Below are 23,805 nucleotides of genomic sequence, written 5' to 3' on the forward strand. Positions count from 1 at the left end.
CTCTGCGACAGAACTCCCGTTCCCCAAGCTCTCCTTACTGCCATCCGGAGGATTTCCCATGCCCAGTTCCCGCAGAGTCTCCCGCAGATCCGTCCTGGCCTTCGGCTCGCTGACATTCTCCGTCCTGCTGCTCACCGCGTGCGGCGGCACGGATTCCGGAAAGAGCGGCGCCGCCGGCAATCCGTACGGACTGATCGAGCCCGGAACCATCAAGGCCGCCACCGAGACCGGACAGCCGCCCTTCGCCTACGCCGACGCGTCGGGAAGGCCGGTCGGCTTCATCATCGACGTGACGGACGAAGCGGCGAAGCGGCTCGGACTGAAGGTCGACTACAGCTCCACCACCGTCACTTCGTCCCTGGCCGGACTCACCGCGAACCAGTACGACCTGGCGGCGTCGGGCCTGGGCGTCACGGCCCAACGGCAGAAGAGCGTCGCCTTCACCAAGCCGCTCTTCTGGAGCACGTTCGCCGTTCTGACCACCAAGGACAGCACGTTCAGCACGTTCTCCGACTTCTCCGGCAGGACGGTCGGGGTGGTGACCGGGTCCTCCCAGGTGCCCGTGGTGCCCGCACGGATGCCGGGTGCGCACTCGGTCGCGTTCCCGACCGCGAACACGGCGGTGAGCCAGCTGCTGAACGGCAATCTGGACGGCTTCGCGGTCGGCGGGCCCGACGCCGAGCAGTTCATGGCGGAGCACGCCTCACTCAGGCTGGCGGCGTCGGCCCCGGTCGACCACCCGACCGCCATGGCGGTGCCGAAGAACCACCAGGCGTTCCTCGACGCCCTCGACGGGCAGATCGCCGCCATGGTCCAGGACGGCAGCTACGCCCGCCTCTACCGTAAGTACTTCCACACAGCGCCCCAGCCGCAGCTCCTGGCCGTATGGCCCGCGCTGGCCCGGCAGTTCAAGGACGCCGGATGAGCACAGCGCAGGTGCAGTCGGAGGAAGTGGAGCAGGGCGACGGCTGGGAGCGCCTGTCCCTTCCCGGCGGGCGGACCTGCTGGCGGCGGGTGCTCCGCCTTCCGGCCCAGGACGGCACCGTGCTCGTCGCCGATCTCTACTCCGGTCGTCCCGACCCGGCCCCGGGGCCGGTCATCCTGGAGCGGACACCGTACGGCCGCAGAACGGCACGCGGATCCGACGGTGCACTGGGCGCGGACTGCCCGCCGGCGCCCGAGGTCGTGGCCGAACGGTTCGTCTCCGGCGGCTATCTGATCGTACGTCAGGACTGCCGGGGCCGTGGCGACTCCGAGGGCACCTTCACCAAGTACCTCAGCGAAGCCTCCGACGGCTACGACACCGTCGAGTGGATCGCCGTCCAACCCTGGTGCGACGGGCGCGTCGCGACCATGGGCGTCTCCTACTCGGCTCACGCCCAGGCGGCGCTGGCCTCACTGGGCGCGCCGCACCTGGCCGCGATGTTCCTCGATTCCGGCGGCTTCGCCAGCGCCTACGAGGCCGGCACCCGGATGGGGGGCGCCTTCGAGCTGAAGCAGGCGACCTGGGCCTTCGAGCGGGCCACCAACAGCGCCGAAGTCCGGGAGAACCCGGTCCTGGAAGCCGCCCTGGCGACGGAGGACCTCAGGGCCTGGTTCACCCGGACGCCCTGGCGACGCGGCGCCAGCCCGCTGCGCTTCGTCCCGGGCTACGAGGACTACCTGCTCGAACAGTGGGAGCACGGGGCGTTCGACGCGTACTGGCAGCAGCCCGGCATCTACGCCCGCGGGTTCTACGACGCCTTCCCGGACGTCCCCAGCCTGCACATCTCCAGCTGGTACGACCCCTACATCCGCACCGCCGTCGAGAACTTCCGCGAACTGGGGCACCGGAAGCACAGCCCCGCCTACCTCGTGCTCGGGCCGTGGACCCATGGCGGGCGCAGTGTCGACCACGCCGGGGACGTCGCCTTCGGCCCGCGCGCCCGGCTCGACGGGAACCTCGCCGAGGACTACGTGGCCATGCGGCTCGACTGGTTCGACGCACACCTGGCCGCCGAAGGAACGGCCGCCCCGCCCCCACCCGTACGCTTCTTCCTCATGGGCGGCGGATCCGGCCGCCGGAACTCCGACGGACGGCTCGACCACGGCGGACGCTGGTACGCGGCGAACTCCTGGCCCCCGGACACCGCCGAGGACCTGGTGCTGCGGCTGGGCCCCGAGGGGACGCTGACCCCCGACGCCCAGGCCCCGCCCGGCACCTGCCTCGCGTACGACTTCGACCCCCGCGATCCGGTGCCGACCATCGGGGGGCAGATCACCTCCGGCGAACCGGTGATGACCGGCGGCGCCTTCCACCAGCGTCCCGACGGGCGCTTCTTCGGTGCGACCGAGCCGTATCTGCCGCTGGAGAGCAGACCTGACGTCCTGGTCTTCCAGACACCGCCGCTCGACGCGGACCTGGTGGTGGCCGGGCCGGTCACGGTGCACCTGACGGTCTCGTCCTCGGCCCGCGACACCGACTTCACCGTCAAGCTCATCGACGTGCATCCGCCGAGCGAGGACTATCCGCAGGGCTTCGCCATGAACCTCACCGACGGCATCCTGCGCTGCCGCTACCGCGATTCCTTCAGCGAGCCGGCCCCGCTGGTCCCGAACGAGGTCTACGACATCGTCGTGGCGGCGCCGGACACCGCGAACCTCTTCAAGGCGGGTCATCGCCTACGGCTCGACATCAGCTCCAGCAATTTCCCGCGGTTCGACATCAACAGCAACACCGGCGAACCCGAGGTCGGAGACCGGCGCAAGGTCGTCGCGACCAACCATGTGCATGTCGACGGCCGTTCCCGGCTCATCGTGCCCGTTCTCGCCGCCGGCGAGCCGACGTGACCGATGACGCCGGTGCGTCCTGCGGCCGCACTGTACAGGCTCATTCGCTGTGCTGTGCATCGGAGTTGGATCCTCAACCCGAACGAGTGAGCACCGGCTTTCGCTCGCGGCACCGGTCGCGCACTGTTGGCATATGCCAAACAGAAACGATTCTTCGGCCAAGGCGGACTGCTCGGGCATCGGATGCATCCTGGACGCGGTCCGCTCCGGGGACGACCCGCGCATCGACAGGCTGCTGAGCCGCTTCGTGGAGGCCGCCGACCTCGACGCCCTGTTCGCGCTCCGCGCCGCGCTCTCGGGAGGCTCGCCGACCGCCGGAATTCGGCGCGGGCAGCGCCGTGCCAACTGCACGTCGTCCGCGCCTCGGTGCTGATTCACGGCGCCGTCGCGTGCCGGCGGCCATTCGGGCCTCTTTGACAGGTCTGCGTTCCGTCCTCCATCATCATTCCACTAACTGAGTAGCTAAAGGGTGGTGATGAGCGAGTGGAGTTCCGCATCGACCGGCGGAGCGGGGTCGCCGCCTACCAGCAGATCGTGCAGCAGACCAAACAGGCGCTGCGTCTGGGCGTACTGCTGCCGGGCGACCGGCTGCCGACGGCCAAGGAGGTCGCCGAGACCTGCGCGGTCAACCCGAACACGACGCTCAAGGCGTATCGGGAGCTGGAGCGGGAGGGCCTGGTCGAACCGCGACCGGGCCTGGGCACTTTCGTGCTCCGCTCGCTCGCCCGCCCCCAGGCAGCGGCCGACGCGCCGCTGCGCGGGGAGCTGGACGCGTGGGTGGCCAAGGCGCGCGAGGCGGGACTGGAACGGGAGGACGTGGCCGCGCTGGTCGCGTCGGTGCTGGAGGAGCGGTACGCCGGGACCACGGTGGCCGCCGCACAGGGAGAGGCGCTGGGAATGAGGGAGCAGACATGAGCAGCAACGGAACGGACTACCGGGATCCGGACGACTCGGCCGCGATAGAGGTGCACGGGCTCGGCAAGAAGTACCGGCGCGGGTGGGCGCTGCGGGACTGCTCCTTCCGGCTGCCGGTCGGCCGGATCTGCGGCCTGGTCGGACCCAATGGCGCCGGCAAGACCACGCTGCTGGGGATCGCCGGCAATCTGCTGGAGCCGACGGCGGGCAGCCTGAGGGTGTTCGGCGAGGCCCCGGAGTCCGAGGCGGCCAACCGCCGCACCGCGTTCCTCGCCCAGGAGAAGCCGCTGTTCCGCCGCTTCACCGTCGCCGAGACGCTGCGCCTGGGCCGGGAACTGAACCCCGGCTGGGACCAGAAGGCCGCCGAGAACATCGTCCGCGCCGGCAATGTGCCCATGGAGGCGAAGATCGGCACCCTGTCCGGCGGGCAGCGCACCCGGGTCGCGTTCGCCGTCGCCTTCGGCAAGCGCCCCGACCTGCTCATCCTCGACGAACCGATGTCCGACCTGGACCCGCTGGTGCGCCACGAGATGATGGGCACCCTGCTGGCCGAGGCGACCGAGCACGGCACCACCGTGCTGATGTCCACCCATATGCTCTCCGAACTGGAGAACGTCTGCGACTACCTGGTGGTCATCGCCGACGGCGGACTGCGGCTGGCCGGCGAGGTCGACGAACTCCTCGAAGCCCACGCCCTGCTCACCGGGGCCCACGTCGACGGGCAGCTGCCCGCAAACCTCGGACACCACACCGTGGTCGAAACCCGCACCAGCGGACGGCAGTTCACCGCACTGGTCCGCCCCGGCCCCGGCGGCCTGACCGGCGGCGCCTGGCAGGCCGAAACCCCGAACCTGGAGGAACTCCTGCTCGCCTACCTGCGCTCGCCGCAAGCCGCGCCGTTGCTCACCGCGAGCGCCCGGATCGACGACGTCCAGGCGGTGGCGGCATGAGCACCATGACCAGCGTCCCGGCCCCGGCCAGGTCCGACAGGTCCGCGCGGGGTCTGCGGCTGGGCGGCATGAACTGGCTGATCTGGCGTCAGCACCGCGCCGCCTTCTGGACCCTGCTGGCCGCCACCGCGGGCGCCGTCCTGCTGATCGCCTACGAGCGCTCGCAGCTGATGAGCTATCTGGACCTGCAGGGCTGGCCCCACCTCAAGGACGGCTGGGAGCAGCACCTCGACACCAGCGCGATGGACAGGATCAGCCTCGGGCTGGGGCTGGCCCCGGTCGTGATCGGTGTCTTCCTGGGCGCTCCGCTGCTCGCGAACGACCTGGAGACCGGCACCGCCAAACTGGTCAACACCCAGTCCACCAGCCGGGTCCGGTGGCTGGTCACCAAGCTGGGCATGGCCGTGGCGGTGGTCGTGCTCTGCAGCACGGTGGTCTCCGTCGCCTTCGGCTGGTGGTGGGCGCCGCTCAAGGGCCTGACCGCCGGGCCCAGTTGGGACACCGCCACGGTGTTCGACAACACCGGTCCGGTGCCCGTGGCGCTCACCCTGTTCACGGTGGTCGGGGGCGTGGCGATCGGCATGCTGCTGCGCCGAACCCTGATGTCGATGGTCGTCACCTTCGGCTTCGGCGTCGCGACGCAGATCGCCTGGGCGTACAAGCGGATGTCCCTCGGCCATCTCCAGGTCGCGACCACCCACAACGGCGTGCTGGCGGACAACTCCTTCCCGGTCCTGCCCAACAGCACGCATGTGATCGACCAGTTCTACCTCACCTCGTCCGGCAGCTACATCGGCTACGGCAACTGCCACGAGGCCACCGCGTCGGCGACCAACGCCTGCCTGGACCAGAAGCACGTCGTCGGCTGGGCGGTCACCTATCTCAACCAGAGCCAGATGTCGGGCATGCAGTGGCTCGGCGCCGCGATCCTCTTCGCCCTGACCGCCGCCATCGCGGCCTTCGTCCTGCTCTGGGGCCGCAAGCGCCTGGTCTGAACCATGCTGAACCACGCTGAACCCGCTGAACGGTGGGGCTTCGGACCGCATGCGGTGCCGGGCCCCACCGACCAGCCACCCGGTGGTCGTGGACCGGACGCCTGCCGTATTGCTGCGGGATCCAGACACCGGGCGAACCGGCAGGTAGGTTGTCGGGTGACAGGTACATGATCTATCCTGCCCGGCTCCCGAAAGGACCCGACCGTGACCCACTCCCACCGGCGGCGGTTCAGTTCCACGCTGCTGCGCCGCGCATCCATGGCCTGCGGTGCCGCGCTCGCCGCGGTACTCGCGGCGGCCGGTCCGGCGCCCGCGCAGCCCAGCACCTGGTCGAGCTCCTTCAACAACCTGACCGCGCAGACGCGTTCGGACTGGATGGGCCAGGTCCCGGACGCGACCATCCTGGGGAGCATGTCCATCCCCGGCACCCACGACACCCTCGCCATCCACGGCGGCAGCCTGCTGCCGGACTCCTACGAGGCGCAGGAGGACCACGGCGACAGTGCCGCCACCCTCACCGCGCAGCTGGACGCCGGGATCCGGTCGATCGACATCCGGGTACGGGTGATCGGCGGCGCCTTCGCCATCCACCACACCACGATCTACCAGAACGCCAACTTCGACGACACGCTGACCAAGGCTCAGGCGTTCCTCTCCGCCCACCCCACCGAGACGGTCCTGATGGACCTGCACGGCGAGTGCGACGCGGACTCCACCGAGGGCGGCAGCGGCAGCGCCTCGATCGGCCACTGCGCAGACGATCCGTCGAACACCACCGCGGCCCAGCGGATCAGCATCTTCGCCGGCTACGTGGCCAAGTACCCCGGGCTCTTCTATGCGCCCACCGTCACCGGCAGCAGCACCGCCGCCCTGCCGACGCTCGGCCAGGCGCGCGGCCACATCGTGCTCACCGACTTCACCGGCCCGCGCGGCGAGGTCTACGCCGGCTACGGCCTCACCCAGCTGACCACCGGCAGCTGGGGCTCGTACGTCGAGAACGACTACACGCAGTGCGGCACCACCAGCAAGTGGAACGAGGTGCAGGCCAATCTGGTCGCGGCGAACAACGACACCTCCGGCGCCCTCTACACCACCTACACCTCGGCCAACTGCGCGCCCTTTGGCTCCAACCCGGGCCAGGTGGCCGCCAACGAGAACCCGCTGCTGCTGAACTACCTCAACGCGGGCAACGCGGCCCGCACCGGCGTGGTCAAGATGGACTACCCCGGCTACGCGCTGGTCACCGCCATCGTCAACCGCAACCCCGGGGTGACCTTCAGCGGGGCGCTCACCTCGGGCATCAGCGGCAAGTGCCTGGACGACGCCTACAACGGCAGCAGCAACGGATCGGTCGTCGACATCTACACCTGCAACGGCAGCGCCGCCCAGGTGTGGACCCCGCAGTCCGACGGCACCCTGCGCGTCAACGGCCTCTGCCTGGACGTCATCGGCGCCGCCACCGGCAAGGGCACCAAGGTCGACCTGTGGTCCTGCAACGGCGGTTCGAACCAGCAGTGGACGGCGACCGAGTCCGGCGCACTGGTCAGCGCCCAGTCCGGCCTCTGCCTGGACGACCCCGGCTCGACCAGCACCGATATGACCCAGCTGCAGATCTGGACCTGCAACAGCACCAACGCACAGGTCTGGACTCTTCCCTGACCCGTTGGTGATCGCGGAGCCCGCCTCTTACCTGTGACTTACTTGTGACCTCACTGGGTGACTGTGCACGTTCGCCCCCCGGCCACCCGTTCGCCATCACGGGCTGCAACAACTGGGGTCATGCAACCGCGCCAGGACATCGAACGCGGTGGACCTCACTTCCAAGGAAATCCCCGATGACCTCTCGCCCGTCCTCCTCGCGCCGCCGAACCGCAGCCGCCTCCGCCGCGTCGCTGCTCACCGCCGCCCTCGCCGTCGGGACCGTCGGCCCGTCGGCGGCTCTCGCCGCCACCTCGGTCCCGGCCGGGTTCACCGTGACCCAGCTGGCCGCCGGACCGTCCGGGCTGAGCAGCCCGGACGACATCACCCGCCTCGGCGAGCACCTGTTCATCGCGTACCAGAACGGTGTGGGCTCCGACGGCAAGCCGTCCACCAAGGGCGCCACCAAGAGCGTGATCGTGGAGTACACGATGACCGGGCAGAAGCTGGCGTCCTGGGCGGTCGTGGGCAAGGTCGACGGCATGGGCGCCGACTCCGCCCACCAGCGGGTGCTGGCCTCGGTCAACGAGGACGGCAACTCCAGCCTCTACAGCGTCAGCCCCGGGGCGGCATCGGCCGCGCAGGTCCAGCACTTCGGCTACCAGGGCCTGACGCAGGGCGGCGGCACTGACAGCGTGCTGGTCACCGGTGGGAAGGTCTACATCACCGCCTCCGCCCCGGCCGCCGACGCCGACGGCAAGACGTACAGCAAGGCCGCCCTCTACACCGCGACGCTGACCCCCGGTGCGGCCGGTCACGACGGCGTCGTCGCGCTGACGCCGGTGCTCGCGGACAACGCGACCGCCACCGACCTGGTGACCGGCAAGAGCGTCAAGCTGAACCTGTCCGACCCCGACTCCAGCGAGAAGGTCCCTGCGGCCGTGCCCGGCGTCGGCGGCGACTTCCTGCTCGACAGCCAGGGCGACAAGCAGCTGGTCCTCCTGCACGGCAGCGCCACCCCCAAGGTGCTCAACCTCAGCACCCAGGTCGACGACACCGCGTTCGCCACCAAGCGCAGCGGCACGCTGTACGTGGTCGACTCCGCGAACAACAAGCTGCTGGCGATCACCGGTCACTTCACCACCGGGCAGGCCTTCACCTCGGTGCCCAAGGACTCGGACACGCTCCCGGGCACGCTCGGCACGATCGACCTGGCCACCGGCAGGGTCTCGGCCTTCGCCTCCTTCGGCTCGCCCAAGGGCCTGCTGTTCGTGGACGACACCCTTCCCGCCGGCGGCGGAACCTCCGCGAGCCCCTCCGCCAGCTCCGCCACTGCCTCCGCCACTGCCTCCGCCACCGACACCTCCGCCACTGGGTCGGCGTCGGCGTCCAGCACGGCACCGGCCCTGGCGGCGACGGGCAGCTCCGGCACCGGGACTCTCGCTGCCACCGGTGCGGCCGTCCTTCTCCTGGGCGGTGCCGCGGTGTTCCTCACCCGCCGTCGCGTCGGCCGCCGCAGCTGAACTCCGGCCCGTGGCCCGGGGGCCGGGCCACGGGTCAGCCCAGGCCGAGCCAGCTGAGGAGGGTCTGGACGAGCAGGATCGTCGACATCGCGGCGACGGCCAGGACCACGACCGTGGCCGCGACGCGGTAGCGGGGGCCGTTGGCGGCGGCCCCCAGCACGGTGCGGCGGTTGGTCAGGACCAGCAGGTAGACCAGGACGACCGGGCTGATCAGACCCTGCAGGACCTGGGTGCCGATCAGCAGCTGGATCACGTCGACCGGTGTCATGGCCACCGCCGCGCCCAGGATGATCTGAACCGTGAACAGGCCCAGGAACAAGGGCGCGTCGCGGAAGCGGCGCGAGACCGAGCGCTCCACCCCGGCCGCCTCGCCCACCGCGTAGCTGGCGGACAGCGGCACCACCGCGCCCGCGAGGGCGGAGGCGCCGATCAGGCCGAACGCGAACAGCAGTTCCGCGCCCTGCCCGGCGACCGGCTTGAGGGCCTCGGCGGCCTGGGCGGCGGACTGCAGCGGGCCGGTGCCGCCGATCGCGGAGGCGGTGGCGATGATGATGGTCAGGCTGATCACGCAGGCGAAGACCGCGCCGATGACGGCGTCGGCGCGGATCAGCTTGTAGTCCTCCGGCTTGGCGCCGCGGTCCACCACTCCGGCGGCCGCGTAGAACTGCATGTAGGGGCTGACCGTGGTGCCGATCAGGGCGACGGCCAGCAGGATGAAGGCCTGGCCGCCCTGGACGTGCGGGATGAGCAGATGGGAGCCGACCTGGCCCCAGTCCGGATGCCCGAGGACCATCGCGACGGGGTAGGCGAAGAAGGCGAGCGACATGAGCAGGAAGATCCGCTCGGCCCAGCGGTAGGACCCGAACAGCACCAGCGCCCACAGCAGTACGGCGGCCGGGGGGATGACGGCCCACTTGGGCACGCCGAGGAGCTCGAAGGCGGCGCCGATGCCGGCGAATTCGGAGACCACCAGTCCGGTGTTGGCCAGCAGCAGGCAGAACACCGCCAGCGCGGTCAGCCGCAGGCTGAACTGCTCGCGGATCAGCGCGCCCAGGCCCTTGCCGGTGTAGGCGCCCAGGCGCACCGCCATCTCCTGGACCATGACCAGGGCGACGGTGACCAGAAGCATGAAGAACAAGGTGCCGTAGACGAACTGGGAACCCGCCGAGGCATAGGTGGCGATGCCGGCGGCGTCGTTGCCCGCGTTCGCGGCCACCAGCCCGGGACCTGCGATCGCGGCGACGGCGGCGATGCGCTTCCAGCCCCGGCGGTGTCCCGGTGCGGCCGGCCCGCCTTCGCGTCCCGTCCGAGAATCGGTGGCGGTGCCGGCAGCGGTGGTGTCGAGGTCGCGGGTCACTGCAGGAACCTCCGGAAGTGGCGGCGCCCGCGTTCGGGCAACAGGGTGTCCAGTACGTCGTCGGCCAGCATCCGGCCCACCGGCCGCTCGTGCTCGTCGACCACCAGCAGCGATGAGGCGCGGGAGGCCAGCAGCTGGTCGGCGGCCTCGTCGATACGGGTATCGGGGCCGACCACGGCCTGGGGCCCGAACTGGGCCAGCCAGTCCACCATCTCGCCCAGGGTCGCGGCGTCCTCGGCGACGGTCAGATGGAACAGGGGGACGTCGGCGAGCAGCCGGCCGTCCGGGTCCAGCACGGCGACCGCGTCGATCTCGGTACGGTGCTCGGACTGCTGCGCCAGCATCGCGCGGACCTGGGCCACGGTGTGCTCGCGCCCGGCGGTGACCAGCCGGGTCGTCATCGCTCCGCCCGCGGTTCCCTCACGGTGCGCCAGCAGCGAGCGCAGCCCGGTGGCCTGGGCGGCGGGCATCCGGTCCAGCAGCGACTCGCGCTCGCCCTCGCCGAGGTCGCGCAGGGCGTCGACGGCCTCGTCGGGCTCCATCTCCTCCATCATCCGCGCGGCGTACTTGGGCCCGGCCTCGCGCAGGAGGTTCTCCAACTCGCCGGGTTCCATCTCCTCCAGGGCGTCGGCGGCCGCAGCGGGCTCCAGCCACGCCAGCAGCTGCTGGCGTTCGGAGCGGCCGAGGTCCTCCAGGACGTCGGCCAGGTCGGCGGGCCGCATCTGGTGCAGCCCCGAGCGCGGCCCGCGCAGCCGCACCTGCGCGGGTCCGTCGGTGGCGTGCTCGGCGAAGGGCGCCACCGCCTGCCAGTCCAGGACCCGCTCCGGGGTCGGCCGCGCCTGCCAGCGCCGCGGACCGAGCCGGCGCAACAGGGTGGGCAGCGAGACGTCGACGCCTACCAGCACGATGCGGTCCGCCAGCGGGGCGAGGTAGAGGTCGGCCGCCCGGGTGACCTGGATGCCGTCCACGTCGACCAGTTGATGGTCGAGCACGTCGCGCGCCAGCAGCACCTCGCCCGGGCGCCGTTCGTACTCGCGCAGGTCCATCCGGGCGGTGCGCAGCCGCACCCGGCCTGCGGCGACCTGCTCGATCGCGTCGGCCATCAGGAACGCGCGCCGGCGCCCGATCCGGATCACCAGGCCGGTCAGCGGGGGATAGGGGTCGGTGCCGTAGAGGCGGGCGACCACGTCGACCACGCGTCCGACCTCCTCCGCAGCCTGGTTGGCCACCGGCGCGCCGACCAGGCCGGCCACCGAGACCAGGGAGCCGCGCACGGCCTTGGAGGTGGTCGCCCGGCGGACGAGCTGGACCCTGCGGTTGCGCAGACGCGCGGACGTGGTCATGAGCAGATTATTGGCAGCCAAGGTGAACACCCCCTGGCCCCGACACGGCGGGGCACCGGGCAGCACCAGGCAGAGCCCCTGGGCGTACGCCACCCGGGCCCGCGCTCGCGCACCGGTGCGGCTGGCGCGGGCGGGTCGGATCAGTGCCGGGGCACGTGCCTCGCGCCGCGATGGGACAGCAAGGACGTCAGATCATCGTGGGGCCGACTATGGCCCGGACTGCTGTCCATCCCACCCCCCTGCGGTCATGGGCGCGAAGCGCCTGCACTGCGCGGCTGCAGGGTCGACCCGTGGGGGCGATGACGCCGCCCGGCCCACCCCTACTCGTCAGAGCTTTAGCACTCCACGGCGTGTCCCCCGAAAGCGGGGAAGCCACTTGGGGTCACCCCTTAGGCCGGGGAGACCTGTCCTGATCCGGAGCGTCTCTCGACGGGTGGGATCAGTGGCCTGTGTCCGTGAAGACGCCTCACCGAACGAGGTGCCATTCATCAACGGTGCGAACCTTACGCCCCGACCCTGCGCGCACGCCAACTGGCGGACCCGGCACACTGACCCCGTGCGCCGACTCCTCGATGACCGCAACGACGTCCCCGGCTTCCTCGCCGCCTGGTACGGCCCGCCCGACCGTCCCGCCGCAGCGCCGCCCGCGGACCCGGACGGACTGCCGCCGGCGCTGCGCCAGTGGTACGCCACGACCGCGCGCTGGACCCGCCCGCTGCTGTTCAACCACAAGGTCAGCCCGATGGACGGGCTCTACGAGACCGAGGGCCTGCTGGCCTTCTGCATGGACGACTTCGAGTGGCAGGAGTTCGCGGTCGCCCCTGGCGCGGAGGACCCCGTCGTCCACCGGCGGGAGATCGGCGGCGACGCCGGCTGGGAGCCGCACGACGCCCTGCGGCTGTCGCAGTTCCTGCCCGCGCTGCTGCTGCACGAGACAGTCCAGGGCGCCCCGTACGGCGCGGCAGCCGACGGGCTGACACCCGAGCAGCGGGACCGGCTCCTCGCCCCGCTGCGCCGGTTGCCCGGCCCGGACCTGTTCACCGAGCAGTACGCCGGCGAGGGGCTGCTCGCCATCGCCTGGCCGCAGGAGGACACCTGGGAGGTCCGTCTCGCCGCCCGCGACAGCGCGCTGCCGCTCAGGTATGCCGAGGCCGTTCCGGGAGGGAAGTTCGGGCCGGGCGAGTGGTGTCCCGACGAGGAGTCCGAGTAGCGGCGGGGCGGTGGTCAGGGTGCCGGCGCAACCGAGCAGGGGTACTGGGCACCGTCGACGTGGAGCACACCGCTCAGGGCGGTGACCTTGGCCAGTGCGGCCCAGGCGATGTACGTGTGCTTCCCGGCAGGTATGACGTCGTCGTTGCGGTCGGGTTTGCCGGGGTGCGAGGCCTGAGTGACGAGTTCGCCGCGGACGGTGGTGGTGGCGGTCCAGGTGGTCATGTCGGCGCCTGCGCTGTGGTAGGTAATGGCACAGTGCGGGTCGCCCGGCCTGTCGAAATCGTGTGGCGCGGTCCTGGACGAGGAGACGGTCGCACCGACTGCGGGACGCCCTTGCGGAGCACTGGAACATCCGCTCACGCCGGCGAGGATGAGCAGGCCTATGACGGCGGGGATGGTGCGCATGGGACGAGAGTGTCGCAGGTGAGTGCGCCCTCAGGAAGATCTGCTGTGTACCGGTTGTGCGACTGTTATGCCCATCTATCGTCGCTGGGTGCGGGCGCGGGCGCGGGCGCGGCGGCGACGTCGTCGAACATGGTGCGCAGAAACCTGTGGGGGTGGTTGACGAACGCCCGGGTCAGTGCCACGGGCTCGGCCTGCTCGTAGTCGACCTGCTCGATCGTGCCGTCGGTTTCGATCTGCAGGATCCGGGCGCCCGGCATGGCGAGCAGGATCGGCGAGTGGGTGGCCACCACGAACTGGCTGCCCTGGGCCAGGAGCTCCCGCATCCGGACCATCAGCGCCAGACAGCCCTGCACGGACAGCGCGGCTTCCGGCTCGTCCAGGATGTAGAGACCGCCCGGGCCGAAGCGGTGGTTCGCCAGATCGAGGAACGACTGGCCGTGGGAGCGCTCGTGCAGGGATCGGCCGCCGTAGGCCGCCAGCAGGGAGGGTCCCGGTTCGCGGTCCAGCCGGTCGATCTCGGTGGCCACGTTGTAGAAGCTCTCGGCGCGCAGGAAGTAACCGGTGCGCGGCCTGCGGTTCCAGCAGAGGACGAGATGGTCGCCCAGGCTGGACTCACTGGACCGGGTGGCGAAGCGGAACGACTTCGAACCGCCTTCGGCGTTGAACCCGGCAGCGGTGGCCAGCGCCTCGATCAGGGTGGACTTCCCCGAGCCGTTGTCGCCGACCAGGAACGTCGTACCGGGGTCGAGATCGAGTCTGCCGAGCCGTGCGAGGCGGGCGACCACCGGCAGGTCGAACGGGTAGCCCTCCGCGCCGGCTTGCGGGTCGAGCCGGATGTACCGCAGGAACCCTTGGGCAGGGAGACTCATCGGACACCTGCCCGGTGTTCGGACAGTTCGGCCGGCGAACCCTCGGCGGTGTTGGCCTTCCCAGTGACCCGATGGCAGCAGCCGGTCGGTGTGAGCAGCAGGCCGGCACCGGTGAACGCGAGAGTTCGACGCATCCCCGGAGCATCCCAGCGCCGGGTAAGGCCCGGGTGTGGCCGGAAGTGCCCGCGAGTCCTGCGCGGGATCCGCCCGGGCCATGCCCGCCGGTGCTGACCTGCACGTCGTCGAGCGGTGGCTCAGCCGTGGCTGGTGAGGGTCATCGACTGCGTCATGGTCTGGGTGGGATCGGCGATTTCACCCACGATCGTGGTCCGGTGCTGGGGCGATGCCACGACGCTGCTGGGGTCGAACAGCGTGCCCGCAGGCAGGTCCAGGGGCTGCCATGTCGCGCCGGAGAACCGGATGGCGTAGCCGTCCGAGCCGGGACCGGGGTACGGGGCCAGGGTGGTTCGCCCGACCACGGTGACGCCCTGGGGGGTCAGGGCGACGGATGCGATGCGGCCTGCCGCGTTCGGTGTGGCGACCTGCTGCCAGGTGTGGCCGTTCCAGTGCTCGACCAGGGCGTGCCCCACACCCGTGTCCGCCGGGTCGAGCATCGCCCGGCCCACCGCCCACACGTCGTTCGGCCCGCGGGCTGCGACCGCGTTGAACTCGCCGAAGACCCCGCGGTACCGCGGGGTGGCGACGTGAGTCCAGGCGTGGCCGTCGGAGTGCAGCAGCACCGGCTGGTCATCGTCCATGGTCATGCCGACTGCCCACAGGTCGTGGGGGTTGATCTCGGTCACGGCGTTGAGTGCCCAGTCCCCGGCCAGCTTCGGGAGCGGGACGGGCTTCCAGCCGACGCCGTTCCAGTGCTCGACCAGTCCCTCCAGATGTCCGTTCGGCCCATCGGTCGCACTGCGGACCTGGGCCCAGCCCACCGCCCACGCGTCACGGCTGTCGGCTCCGGACACTCCCAGGAATCCGGCACTGGTCAGAACGGTCGCCGCTGGAACGGGAGCCTTCGCCAGCTTCCAGACCGCGCCGTTCCAGTGCTCGGTGACGATGCCGCCCACGGTCGGGGCGTCGTCGCCGACCAGCCAGCCGTCGCGGCCCGAGACCGCGGTGACGGCGTTGATCCGGGTGTGGCTGCCGGAGGGCAGGGGCGCGGTTGCCGTGGCCGTCCAACCACGTGGGTCCCCGTCCCTTCGGGTCAGCAGGACCGGCAGGTGCTGAGTGATTTTCGGGCCGATCCGGATGATCTGGAACCCTGCGGCCCAGGTGGTGTGCGCATCCGGCTGGGCGGCGCTGGTGAGGATGGTGTCCTTGGTCGGCACGGCGGAGGCGGTCCAACCCGGTGTACGCGGCGGGGCCGGAGCGGCCGAGGCCGGGACGGCTGGGGTCAGAGCCCCAGCAGCGATGGATATTGCGATGGCGGCGGTCAATATCTTGGTGCGGGACACGTGATGTGCTCCTGTCCTGAGGATGCGGGGTTGTGGTGGGTGCTGGGTGGCGCGCGCTCAGCCGGTGGCGCTGTCGGCGGGGCCGACCGTGAGGAACGTCAGCCGCTCCACGACCGCTCCGGCCCGGAGGGCGGGCCGGCCACCGGACTGGTTGCGTCCCTGGACGACGCCGTCCAGTCCGGACGTCGACGGCTTGGGGGAGGCGGGCAGCGCTGGGAGGGCCTCGGCGGCCGTGACGAGGGTTTCGAGCAGCTGGCCGTTGGCCGGGTCGATGATGTAGTGGACGACGATCTTGCCGTCGGCCCGTTCCACCTCCGTGCCGGACCTGCCGGTGGCGTCGGTGGCCTTGCCCACTAGACGGACGCCGGGCAGGTCCGCGGCCACCTGGTACAGCGCGCTGCGCAGTTTCGGTGAGGCGGGGGAGTCGAGCAGGTCGCCGATGACGGTGAAGACCTCCTCGGACCTGTCCTGCCCGGGGTTGGCGCATTTCTCCAGCACGGAGCGCAGCGCGGCGGTATCGGTGGGCAGCGCGTCGAGCTGCTCCCAGGTCAGGTTGCGAGTGCCGATGCTGAACCGGCCCGGGCCCGGTGACGTCTTGTCCTCGTGCACGGGTGAGGTGACGCGCAGGTGCGAGAGCTGTCCGGCGTGGTGGGCCAGGAGCTTCTGTACTGCGACCCGCGAACCGTCCGCCTCCACCGCGACGGTACTGATCTGCCAGTAGGGCGCGTTGCCCCAGTCGGCGCTCTGCATCGACTGGACGTAGGAGATCTGGCTCAGGAACGTCGAGGCGTTGGCGGCCGTGGCCGGGGACTGGTGGCTGGGGGCGGTGGCGGGCTGGGCGACGGTCACGGCCACCGCGACGGCGGCCGTGGCTGCGGTGACTCCGGTCAGTGCCAGCCGAAGTGTCCAACGGCGGCGCCGTGGCTGGGTGCGCGCCGCGCTCAGCAGAGCGGCGCGGCCGCGCTCAACGGCTTCCTGGCTCGGTTCGGTCTCGGGTCCGGACAGTGCGTTCCCGATCAAGGTAAGTTCATCCATGGTGGTTCTCTGTTCCGCTAGTTGGTGGTTGTGTGCTGGGCGAGCGCGGGTTCCAGCAGCCGCCGCATCTTCGTGCGGGCCCGGTTCATCCGGGAGCCGACGGTGCCCGAGGGGATGCTGAGGGCCTGGGCGACCTCGGCGTAGCTGAGCCCGGCCACCGCGATCAGCAGCAGGACATCGCGGTCGTCCCGGGCGAGCGTGGCCAGCGCCTGGCCGAGCTGGGGACGCAGCAGCTGTGCGGCGACCTGGTCGGCGACGGTGTCCTCGAAACCGGTCTCGGCATCGGTTTCTCCCGCACGCAGGTTCATGAAGTGCCGCCGTTCGGTGCGGCGGTGGCGGCCGACAAGGTTGGTGGCGATGCCGAACAGCCAGGCCCGGACCTGCCCCCGGGCCGGGTCGAAACTCCCGCGCTTCCGAAAGGCGGTCAGGAACACCTCCGCCGCCACGTCCTCGGCCGCATCCGCCCCGAGCCGGGCGGCCAGATAGCGGTGGACACTCCGATAGTGGGCGTCATACACCAGCGCGAAGCGCTCCGGCGCACCCAACGAGGCCTCGACTGCTGCTTGCACGGACGCGTCAGCCGCCGTCCACGTGGGGTCGTGCAGATCAACGTGTGGCGTCACAGGGATCCCTGGGCAGTTGGTACGGAAAAGTGGTCACACCCGTACTTCGCCTCGGAGCGAATCCTTCTTCACGGACGCACAGCCACCTTGTAACAGCTGCGGCACCCCGCCCACACCGCCCCGTCCTCCTCGCACCCTCCGACCCAGCTCATACGGTCTGCAGGCTTGACGCCGCGTCCGTTGCGGACCCGCTGGTAGCCTCCCCTCGACTTGCGGACGCACAGGCGTTCGTGTCGAGGGGAGGCCGCGCGCCATGGGGTACGTGTGTACGTTCGATCTGTCGCGCGAGGAGCTCGAGGAGCTGCTGGGCCATCGCCCCGCAGGTCAGTGACGGTGTTTGAGGGGCCGAGTGGGTGTCCTGTAGATCTGCTGGCTCTGACTACCTAAAAGGCTCCGACCCAGCTGGTGCGGTCCGTCCCCAGTGCTGTCAGCCGATGGCGATGATGGGGTGTTGGGCGGGGTTGATCCATTGCATGATCTGGGTGATGACGGTGGTGGGGAGGGCGACGCAGCCTGCGGTGGGGCCGGCCTGGGGGCCGAGGTCGTGGAGGAAGATGCCGGCGCCGCGGCCGGGGACGGCGGGGTTCATGTTGTAGTTGATGACCAGGGCGTTGTGGTACTGGGTGGGGTAGTTGATGAGGTGTTCGCTGCCGAGGTCGCCGGTTTCGGTCAGGGGGAAGCCGCCTTGGGCGGCGGTGCGCATCTGGTTGTAGTAGGGGGACTGGGGGTCCTCGACCCACCAGTCGGCGCTGGTGACCTGGTGGTAGGGCATTTTGGTGCCGGGGTTGGCGCCGACGCCGAAGCCCTGGGTGATGGTGTAGGTGCCGGTGGGGGTGGTGTCGGTTCCCTGGTGGCGGGTGGTGCCGTCGGTGATGCCGTTGGCGCCGACGCGGGCCTGGGTGGTGGTGTACCGCGGGATCCAGCTGTGGCCCTGGTGCTGCCAGGCGGTGACGGTGGCGTAGCTGCCGGTGGCTTTGACGGTGATCACTTGGAGGGCGTTGCCGAGGGTGACGGGGACGGGGAAGGACATGCCGCCGTTGCCGGCCACGGCGCCGGGGGGCAGAAGCAGGCTCTGGCCCGGGTGGATGAGGTAGGGCGCGGTGAGGTGGTTGAGCCGGGCGATCGCGGGCCAGCCGCCGGGAGTGTGTTCCAGGGCGGCGATCCCTGACAGGGTGTCACCGGCCGTGACGGTGTGGGCCGTGTCGTGGGTGGCGGCCTGGGCGGTGCCGGTGGACAGCAGGGTCGCGGCCGCGAACGCACCCAAGGTCACGGCCGTGGTCGAGGCGGCCGCAGACCAGCGCATCAACGGGGTACGAGGACGGGCATGACGGCCCGGCGTGCTGCTCATGGTCGGGGTTCCTTGGCGAAGTGTGCGGTGGTGCGGCCAGGTCGGGGCTTGGCCGCACCACCACACGGGGATGAGTGGACGGCCCCGCACCTGCTGGGTGCGGGGCCGCGGTCGTTGCAGGAGCTTCCTAGGTGGCGGAGGTCCAGACGGCGGTGCCTTGGGTGTTGTAGATGACGAGTTGGCCATCGGGTTGCAGGGCGAGGGTTGCGTCGTAGTGGCCTCCGGTGACGCTGGACCAGAGCTCGTGGCCGTTGGCGATGGAGGCGGTGGCGGGGTCGGGGTAGATGACGAGGTTGCCGTCGGCTTGGAAGACCAGTTGGGGGGTTCCGGTGCTGGGAGTGCTGCTGGCGGTGAAGGTCTTGTTGGTGGCGCCGTTGGTGACGGTGAGGACGCCGTTGGTGAAGGTCATCGTGTTGGTGGCGCCTGCGGTGGTGCTGGGGACAGACCAGGTGGTGGTGGGGTCGTTGCCGGGGTGGGTGGTGCTGTCGGGGGCGAAGACCTGGGCGCCAAGGTCGGCGTGGTACTGGGCGACTACTTGTCCGCTGGTCAGGGCGTAGGGGTAGGTGGTGACGGCGGAGATGCTGCCGGTGAAGCTGCCGGTGCTCAGAGTGGTGAGGCCGACACCTGCGCCGTCGGCGCCCCCGATGAGCAGGGGTCCGCTGGCGCTCCAGGGGCTGTCGTTGGTGCCGGATCCGGCGAGGGTCCCGTTGACGTAGAGGGCCATGGCGTGGGTGGCGGAGTTGTAGGTGGCGACCAGGTGGGTCCATGCACTGGCTGTCGGGGTGCCGGTGGCGTGGGCGAAGGCGTAGCTGCCCGGGTAGCGGGTGTCGGAGCTGGGGGCGACGAAGGCCCAGGTTTGCTGCGAGCCGGAGTACTGCAGGTAGGCGCCGCAGCGTTGGCCGGTGTCGTCAAGCTGGCACACGGCGGTGTCGTAGCCGGTGGTGTTGTAGCCGGTGGGGAGTTTGACCCAGGCGGCGATGCTGTAGTCCGAGCCGGTGTCGATGGCGGTGTTGGGGGCGGTGAGGTAGTTGGTTCCGTCGAACGTGGCGGATCCGCTGCCGGGTGCCGTGCTGGGGCTGCCGCTGGTGCTGTAGGAGAGGGTGTCGGTGGTGGGGTTGGTGGCGTTGTTGCCCATGGCCACGTCACTGCCGTCGGTGGCCAGCGGCCAGTGCTCCTGGCTGAAGGGTGCCATGCCCGGGGCCACGGTGTTCGCGTTGAAGTCGTTGGTGAACTCGGTGGCGAGTGCCTGGTAGTAGGCGTCGTTCGGGATTCCGTTGGTGAGGAAGCCGGCGGCGACCGTGGGAGAGCTGTCGGTGCCGGAGCCGGCGGGGGTGGATACCGCTGCTGCGAAGTCGATCGCCCCGTCGGCGTTGCTGTTGAGGTAGGTGCCGCCGAGTGGGTTGATGATCGCGTTGATGGCTTCCCGGGCGGTTTCCTGGTCCGTGGTGAAGGCGGCCGAGGGAGGGATGGTGGCGACGTAGACGGCCAGCAGTGGTTGGTTGTGGTCGCTGTCCAGGTCGTCGCTGTAGAAGACTCTGGTTTCGGAGGCCAGGGCGGTGAGTTTCTTGACGATGCTGCTGGTGCAGTTGGTGACGGTATCGGTGCAGGCTTGCAGGTCGCTGCTGCCCTCGGCGATGACCACGGAGCGGACGTTGGTGGCCTGCAGCGCGCCGCGGTCCAGGGGGCCGTAGGCACTGAAGGGGGTGAGAGAGTTGGTGACGTCGGGCAGTTGGTTGTTGGGGCCCGTGGTGCCGTTGGTGCCCTGCGCGAGGAGGCCGTAGGGGACGGTGCCGTTCTCTTTCACCAGACCGGCACCGATGTCATCGGTGAGGTGACTCCGGCCGTTGCTAGCGGCGTGGTCGGAGTTGATGTTGCCGTCGCCGTAGAACACCACGGAGCCGACCGGGCTGGCGACCGGGGTGCTGACGTCGATGGCGGACAGGTAGGGCAGCCCGGTCATGGTGCTGGCGGTGAAGGCGGTTGCGGCGGTGTCGGTGGTGTGGTCCAGTCCGTCGCCGCTGGTGGAGGTGTAGACGGGGTTGAGGGCGTCGGCGTGCCCGGACAGGGTGGCGACGGTGCCGTCGACCTGCAGGCTCACCAGCACGGTGGCCGCGGAGGCCACGGTCAGGGTCACGGGGTTGCTGACGGTGTCGCCGCCGACGGGGATGGTGACGCTGTGGCTGCTGGCGGTGCCGAAGGTCAGGGCCAGCGGGGCAGTGGCAGGGGTGGCGCCCAGGGCGGTGGTGCTCTGCACGGCCACGGAGGCGGCGTCGAAGGTGACGGGGGTGGTTCCCTGGGCGTTGGACAGGTGGATGCGGACCTGGTTGCTGCTGTCGGTGCCGGTGCTGACCTGCACGGGAATCCGCAGGGTCTGCTTGGTCAGGGCCGGGCTGGTTCCGCCGGCGCTGGCAGTGGCGGTGTCCTGGGCGGCTGACCAGGTGCCGACCCAGTGCTGGGTGGGGGTGAAGGAGACCGGGCGCAGCCCCAGTCCCAGGATGTGGGCGGAGGGGCCGCCGGAGCCGACGGCGTTGGCCTGCGGCAGCTGGATGCCGGTGATGGTGGCCCCGGGGCACTTCAACGGCACGCTGATCGCGTAGATCTTGGCGCCTCCTGTGGGGGAGGTCTGTCCGGCGGGGCTGTCCCGGTGCGCCAGCACGACGGCGGCATAGGCGCCGCCGGCGCCGGCTACCCAGTCCGGGACGGTGTCCAGGGTGTACCGCTGGGTAAGGCTGTGGTTGCAGGGGCTGGCGTAGGTGATCGTGCCGGTGTCGTCGACGGCTTGGCCGTCGCTGGCGAAGGCGAGGAGGACCAGGGCGCTGCCGTGGTTGACGGTGCCGGTGGCTGGGAGGGTGACGAACTGGCCGTAGGCGACCATGTTGTCCGCGGTGTCGCTGCTGGTGCCGAAGGCGGGCAGGGCGATGGTCGCGCCGTCGACGGTGACCGTGCCCTTGCTGGTCCAGCCGGCCGCGGTCAGGTCCCCGGCGTACAGGGAGTTGCCGTAGTTGTCGGCTTTGGCCGTGGTGGTGCCGTTGGTGCCGTTGGTGTTGGCGCTGATCGCGGTGTTGTTCAGGCAGTGCGTGGTGTCGGTGATGGTGCAGGTCAGCCCGAGGCCCAGGCGCAGGACGTCGATGCCGGCCTGGTAGCCGGTGGCGGCGGAGTTCTTGTCGACCAGTTGCAGGGTGACCGTGTGCAGGCCCGCGTTGAGGCTCATCTTGTTCCCGGTCGCGTCCGTGGCGTAGCCGAAGTCCTCGAACTGGGTGCTGGTGGCGGGGCTGTAGCCGTCAAAGTTCTTGATCATCGTCCACTGGGTGGACTTGCCGGTGTCCAGGGTCAGTGTGTAGGTGCCGTAGTCGACGCCCTTGGTCAGGTTCGCCCCGATGTCCCACAGGCCGGTGGCGGGGATGTCGAAGGAGAAGGTGGCGCTGTCGCCATTGGCGATTTTCGCGGTGCTGCTGGCGTTGGCGAACATGCCCTGGTTGCCGTCGGCGAAGACGTAGCTGCTGCTGTAGCTCGGCTGCGTGATCAGGGCCCCGCCGGTGCTGGACTTCGTCGCCGCGGGTACCACCGTGGTGCTCTGGTCGGTGTTGGTGGCGCTGTAGCCAGTGACCATCTTGTCGCCGTACACCCAGGTCGGGGTGACCGTGCCAGCGCTGAACTGGTACGCGGCCGGAAGGGAGTTGGTGTTGGCCACCCCGATCGCCATCACCGACAGGGTGTGCGGCCCGTTGGTGCCCGGCGCGAAGGTGGGAGCGGCCGTGCCGTTGGTGACGGAGGTGCCGGTGCCGTTGTTGTTGTCAGCGCCGGCGTAGTAGATCGAGCCTGCGGCGATCTTGGTGGAGGCGGTCCACGCTGGGGTGGAGCTGGTGTACTGGTAGGTGTTCAGGCTGCCGTCCAGGGTGAAGACGTAGCCCTTGATGCTGGTGAACTTGTCGTTGTTGAACACGAACCGGCCGCTGTCACCGTAGGCGTCACCGATCTCGCCGCGCGGGAACTGCGTCGAGGAGACCGTGGGGGCGTGCGGGCGGCTGGTGTCGATGGTGAAGGACTGGTTGGCCGTGGTCGAACCGTGCCAGGTGCTGCCGGACCAGTAGCCGGCCCAGTACCCCGAACTGTTCTGCGCGGTGGCGTTCCAGTAGTAGGAGCCGTCCGCCAACGACGGCGTGGTCCAGGCGTTGCCGTAGCGGTTGTAGGTGCTCGCTGACGGCTCGTCACCGGTGGCGACCTGGGTGCCGTTGGACTTGTAGACCGTGTAGATCAGGTGCAGGTTCTCCGAGCCGGCGGCCGGGTCGTTGTCGGTAGCCTGGGCGTGCAGCGTGGGGGTGTGGGTGGTGAAGTAGCTCGTGCCCTGGTAGGCCACCGCCGGGGGAGTCATCGTGGCCCCGGCGCTCATCTTCGGCCGGGTGGTGAATGTGATCGTCAGTGACGCGCCGCCGCCGTAGCCCAACTGCTTCCACTGGGTGGCGTCGTTCATGTCGGCCGACTCCACCATCAGCGTCGCGTTGTTGTAGCCCGCCGCCGCGGTGTCGGCGATCCGGCCCTTGATGTCGAAATCCAGATCCGGGGGACTGGGGTAGGACTGGCTGGGATCCGAGGACGAGGTACGCGGGCAGATCCCGCCCTCCTTACTGGAGTACGTGCTCAAGACCCCGGTCTGGATCGCGGGCTCATGACCCCACGACAGGGACGAAGAGTTCCACTGCGAAGGTGCACCGGTGCCGTAGACCACCGAGGGCGTGCTGCTGCACGAGGCCACCGACACCTGGGACACGTACAGGTTGGCGTCCAGGATGACGGTGCCCTTCACCCCGCTGGTGTTCATCTGGTAGTAGGTGCGCGCCCGCTCGCCGTTGCCGGGAGTGTTGTTGTCCCAGCCCACGCGTGCGTTCGCATCCCCGCTGGTGGCCGTGGAGTTGTAGACGTTGTCGCCGTTGTCGGAGAGCCGCGCCCAGTTCAGCTGACTGCGTCCCGGCGACCCGGACCAGTCCGGGTCCACGAAGACCGGGTACTCGGTGGTCTTGGCGGTCAGCAGCGCCTTGTCCAGGGCCAGGTGCTGTTGGCCACGACTGTAGGAGATCTTCACCTTGGCGCGGTGAGCGCCGACCACACTCGCGGCGCTGTGCTCCGCCGCGACGGCGCTCTTGCTCGGCCGCACCGACGAAGCCGGCTGCGCGGCGACCCGGGCCTGGGGCGCGGCAGCCTGACCCGAAGCCGAAGCCGAAGCCGAAGCCGAAGCCGAAGCCGAAGCCGAAGCCGAAGCCGAAGCCGAAGCCGAAGCCGAAGCCGAAGCCGAAGCCGAAGCCGAA

General features: G+C 70.2%; 19 protein-coding genes and 1 riboswitch. Of the genes, 9 read left to right on the forward strand and 10 right to left on the reverse strand.

The genetic code is table 11. From position 1 onward, the window contains the following. Positions 1-58 precede the first annotated feature (58 nt). The 8 genes from ABH941_RS31445 to ABH941_RS31480 all read left to right on the forward strand — a co-directional run bounded on the left by ABH941_RS31445 (position 59) and on the right by ABH941_RS31480 (position 8,850). Positions 59-925: a substrate-binding periplasmic protein gene (locus ABH941_RS31445; RefSeq protein ID WP_370132966.1), complete on the forward strand. Its 867-nt coding sequence runs from the start codon at positions 59-61 to the stop codon at positions 923-925. After that, positions 922-2,829: a CocE/NonD family hydrolase gene (locus ABH941_RS31450; protein WP_370132967.1), complete on the forward strand. Its 1,908-nt coding sequence runs from the start codon at positions 922-924 to the stop codon at positions 2,827-2,829. Before ABH941_RS31445 ends, ABH941_RS31450 begins: the two co-directional genes overlap by 4 nt. A 133-nt stretch (positions 2,830-2,962) precedes the next feature. Next, on the forward strand, positions 2,963-3,202 hold the full coding sequence (locus tag ABH941_RS31455) for a hypothetical protein (RefSeq protein WP_370132968.1): 240 nt from the start codon (positions 2,963-2,965) through the stop codon (positions 3,200-3,202). A gap of 110 nt (positions 3,203-3,312) precedes the next feature. Continuing rightward, on the forward strand, positions 3,313-3,744 hold the full coding sequence (locus ABH941_RS31460; RefSeq protein ID WP_370132969.1) for a GntR family transcriptional regulator: 432 nt from the start codon (positions 3,313-3,315) through the stop codon (positions 3,742-3,744). Further along, on the forward strand, positions 3,741-4,694 hold the full coding sequence (locus tag ABH941_RS31465; protein WP_370132970.1) for an ABC transporter ATP-binding protein: 954 nt from the start codon (positions 3,741-3,743) through the stop codon (positions 4,692-4,694). The genes ABH941_RS31460 and ABH941_RS31465 overlap by 4 nt, the downstream gene beginning before the upstream one ends. After that, positions 4,691-5,689: an ABC transporter gene (locus ABH941_RS31470; protein ID WP_370132971.1), complete on the forward strand. Its 999-nt coding sequence runs from the start codon at positions 4,691-4,693 to the stop codon at positions 5,687-5,689. Before ABH941_RS31465 ends, ABH941_RS31470 begins: the two co-directional genes overlap by 4 nt. Positions 5,690-5,893: 204 nt before the next feature. Continuing rightward, a complete protein-coding gene (locus ABH941_RS31475; RefSeq protein ID WP_370132972.1) occupies positions 5,894-7,348 on the forward strand; it encodes a phosphatidylinositol-specific phospholipase C domain-containing protein in 1,455 nt (484 codons plus the stop codon). 176 nt (positions 7,349-7,524) lie between these two features. Then, a complete protein-coding gene (locus ABH941_RS31480) occupies positions 7,525-8,850 on the forward strand; it encodes an LPXTG cell wall anchor domain-containing protein (RefSeq protein WP_370132973.1) in 1,326 nt (441 codons plus the stop codon). Between the two features lie 34 nt (positions 8,851-8,884). Here the strand turns inward: ABH941_RS31480 and ABH941_RS31485 are convergent, their stop codons facing one another. Both ABH941_RS31485 and ABH941_RS31490 read right to left on the reverse strand, forming a co-directional pair. Next, positions 8,885-10,207, reverse strand: coding sequence for an NRAMP family divalent metal transporter (locus ABH941_RS31485; RefSeq protein ID WP_370132974.1), 1,323 nt, complete (start codon positions 10,205-10,207; stop codon positions 8,885-8,887). Beyond that, positions 10,204-11,550, reverse strand: a complete 1,347-nt coding sequence (locus ABH941_RS31490; RefSeq protein WP_370132975.1) for a magnesium transporter MgtE N-terminal domain-containing protein — start codon at positions 11,548-11,550, stop codon at positions 10,204-10,206. Before ABH941_RS31490 ends, ABH941_RS31485 begins: the two co-directional genes overlap by 4 nt. 311 nt (positions 11,551-11,861) lie before the next feature. Next, a riboswitch (M-box (ykoK) riboswitch) is annotated at positions 11,862-12,035 on the reverse strand. 71 nt (positions 12,036-12,106) lie between these two features. Here ABH941_RS31490 and ABH941_RS31495 point away from each other — a divergent pair. Continuing rightward, positions 12,107-12,760 carry a hypothetical protein gene (locus tag ABH941_RS31495; RefSeq protein ID WP_370132976.1) on the forward strand — a complete coding sequence of 218 codons (654 nt, stop codon included), beginning with the start codon at positions 12,107-12,109 and terminating at the stop codon, positions 12,758-12,760. 14 nt (positions 12,761-12,774) lie between these two features. Here the strand turns inward: ABH941_RS31495 and ABH941_RS31500 are convergent, their stop codons facing one another. The 8 genes from ABH941_RS31500 to ABH941_RS31535 all read right to left on the reverse strand — a co-directional run bounded on the left by ABH941_RS31500 (position 12,775) and on the right by ABH941_RS31535 (position 23,654). Next, positions 12,775-12,984: a hypothetical protein gene (locus ABH941_RS31500; protein WP_370132977.1), complete on the reverse strand. Its 210-nt coding sequence runs from the start codon at positions 12,982-12,984 to the stop codon at positions 12,775-12,777. A 248-nt stretch (positions 12,985-13,232) separates the two neighbouring features. After that, the gene (locus ABH941_RS31505) at positions 13,233-14,036 is read right to left on the reverse strand and encodes an AAA family ATPase (protein ID WP_370132978.1); all 804 of its coding nucleotides are present in this window, start codon (positions 14,034-14,036) and stop codon (positions 13,233-13,235) included. Further along, on the reverse strand, positions 14,033-14,170 hold the full coding sequence (locus ABH941_RS31510) for a hypothetical protein (RefSeq protein ID WP_370132979.1): 138 nt from the start codon (positions 14,168-14,170) through the stop codon (positions 14,033-14,035). The genes ABH941_RS31505 and ABH941_RS31510 overlap by 4 nt, the downstream gene beginning before the upstream one ends. Positions 14,171-14,290: 120 nt before the next feature. After that, positions 14,291-15,496, reverse strand: coding sequence for a hypothetical protein (locus tag ABH941_RS31515; RefSeq protein ID WP_370132980.1), 1,206 nt, complete (start codon positions 15,494-15,496; stop codon positions 14,291-14,293). Positions 15,497-15,553: 57 nt separating this feature from the next. Then, a complete protein-coding gene (locus ABH941_RS31520) occupies positions 15,554-16,531 on the reverse strand; it encodes a CU044_5270 family protein (protein WP_370132981.1) in 978 nt (325 codons plus the stop codon). 17 nt (positions 16,532-16,548) lie between these two features. Beyond that, positions 16,549-17,154, reverse strand: a complete 606-nt coding sequence (locus ABH941_RS31525) for an RNA polymerase sigma factor (RefSeq protein ID WP_370132982.1) — start codon at positions 17,152-17,154, stop codon at positions 16,549-16,551. Positions 17,155-17,581: 427 nt separating this feature from the next. After that, positions 17,582-18,502 carry a L,D-transpeptidase family protein gene (locus tag ABH941_RS31530; RefSeq protein WP_370132983.1) on the reverse strand — a complete coding sequence of 307 codons (921 nt, stop codon included), beginning with the start codon at positions 18,500-18,502 and terminating at the stop codon, positions 17,582-17,584. A gap of 127 nt (positions 18,503-18,629) precedes the next feature. Beyond that, entirely contained in the window at positions 18,630-23,654 is a 5,025-nt protein-coding gene (locus tag ABH941_RS31535) for a hypothetical protein (RefSeq protein WP_370132984.1), read from the reverse strand. Positions 23,655-23,805: the final 151 nt, after the last annotated feature.

The organism is Streptacidiphilus sp. EB103A (assembly GCF_041261405.1).
GTDB lineage: Bacteria > Actinomycetota > Actinomycetes > Streptomycetales > Streptomycetaceae > Streptacidiphilus.